Origin of the sequence: Photobacterium sp. MCCC 1A19761, assembly GCF_037389125.1 — a bacterium.
Classification (GTDB): Bacteria; Pseudomonadota; Gammaproteobacteria; order Enterobacterales; family Vibrionaceae; genus Photobacterium.
In genome coordinates this window covers 1-2,184 of record NZ_JAZGTF010000057.1, presented here as the reverse complement: position 1 = coordinate 2,184, position 2,184 = coordinate 1, and the positions used below count along the sequence as shown (strand labels likewise).

Annotated in this window: 1 protein-coding gene; it reads left to right on the top strand. The window is 60.5% G+C overall.

Annotation, left to right across the window (positions count from 1 at the left end; translation table 11 throughout):
- On the top strand, window positions 1-2,184 hold a 2,184-nt coding region (locus tag VV869_RS24295; RefSeq protein WP_337737529.1), incomplete at both ends, for an Ig-like domain-containing protein.

Here is a 2,184-nt window from a genome sequence, read left to right as displayed (position 1 = left end):
CTGTCTTGGACACGGCCTCGCTGGATAAGGCTCAGCCGACAGTGACCACCTTCAGTGCCTCGGATACCGCGCTGAAAGCGGGTGAAACCGCCACCATCACCATTGAGCTGAGCGAAGCGAGCAGTGACTTCAACGCCGGTGGTATCACAGTGACGGGCGGCAGCCTGTCAGGCTTCACAGCCAATAGCGGCACAAACTATACCGCGACCTTCACCCCGAGCGCCGATAGCGAAACCAATGCGACGCTGGATATCAACGCGGGCGTCTTCACCGATGCGGCAGGCAATAGCAACGCCGCGGCAACCCAGCTCAGCATCAATGTCGACACCCAGAAACCGAGTGGCCACAGCGTCGCCTTTGGCGATACGCTGTATAGCGACGCCGAGAAAGGCAGCGCCTCGTTCAGCTTCCGCGGCGCGGAAACCAATGCTGCCTTCAGCTACACCATCAGTAGCAATGGCGGCGGGACCGTCAGCGGTAGCGGCACCACCGCGTCGGCGACTCATCAGGTCAGCGGTATCGACCTGAGCAATTTAAACGACGGTGAGCTGACGCTGTCAGTGGTACTGACCGACACCGCAGGCAATGCGGCATCGGAAGTCACGGCGAACAGTGCGCTGGATACCACAGTGCCGAGCGGCCACAGCGTGGCGCTGAATGACACCAGCTATAACGGCTCGGAAGCCGGGTCGGCCAGTTTCACCTTCAGCGGCGCGGAAATCGGTGCCAACTATAGCTACGTTCTGAGCAGCAGTAACGGCGGCGCGGATGTGACCGGGTCCGGTGAAATCTCCGGCATCAGTGAGACCGTGAGTCTCGGTGATATCAGCGGCCTGAATGACGGTGACCTAACGCTGTCGGTAACAGTGACCGACGACGCGGGCAATGCGGCGACGCCTGTCTTGGACACGGCCTCGCTGGATAAGGCTCAGCCGACAGTGACCACCTTCAGTGCCTCGGATACCGCGCTGAAAGCGGGTGAAACCGCCACCATCACCATTGAGCTGAGCGAAGCGAGCAGTGACTTCAACGCCGGTGGTATCACAGTGACGGGCGGCAGCCTGTCAGGCTTCACAGCCAATAGCGGCACAAACTATACCGCGACCTTCACCCCGAGCGCCGATAGCGAAACCAATGCGACGCTGGATATCAACGCGGGCGTCTTCACCGATGCGGCAGGCAATAGCAACGCCGCGGCAACCCAGCTCAGCATCAATGTCGACACCCAGAAACCGAGTGGCCACAGCGTCGCCTTTGGCGATACGCTGTATAGCGACGCCGAGAAAGGCAGCGCCTCGTTCAGCTTCCGCGGCGCGGAAACCAATGCTGCCTTCAGCTACACCATCAGTAGCAATGGCGGCGGGACCGTCAGCGGTAGCGGCACCACCGCGTCGGCGACTCATCAGGTCAGCGGTATCGACCTGAGCAATTTAAACGACGGTGAGCTGACGCTGTCAGTGGTACTGACCGACACCGCAGGCAATGCGGCATCGGAAGTCACGGCGAACAGTGCGCTGGATACCACAGTGCCGAGCGGCCACAGCGTGGCGCTGAATGACACCAGCTATAACGGCTCGGAAGCAGGGTCGGCCAGTTTCACCTTCAGCGGTGCGGAAATCGGTGCCAACTATAGCTACGTTCTGAGCAGCAATAACGGCGGCGCGGATGTGACCGGGTCCGGTGAAATCTCCGGCATCAGTGAAACCGTGAGTCTCGGTGATATCAGCGGCCTGAATGATGGCACCCTGACCCTGTCGGTGACGGTGACTGATGATGCGGGCAATGCGGCGACGCCTGTCTTGGACACGGCCTCGCTGGATAAGGCTCAGCCGACAGTGACCACCTTCAGTGCCTCGGATACCGCGCTGAAAGCGGGTGAAACCGCCACCATCACCATCGAGCTGAGCGAAGCGAGCAGTAACTTCAACGATAGTGATATCACGGTGACGGGCGGCAGCCTGTCAGGCTTCACAGCCAATAGCGGCACGAGTTATACCGCCACCTTCACCCCGAGCGCAGATAGCGAAACCAATGCGACGCTGGACATTAACGCGGGCGTCTTCACCGACGCGGCGGGCAACAACAACACCGCCGCCACCCAGTTGAGTATTAATCTGGATACCGCGCTGCCGAGCGTGACGATTGCCAGTGACAAGGCCAGCCTGAAGGCGGGTGAAACTGCGA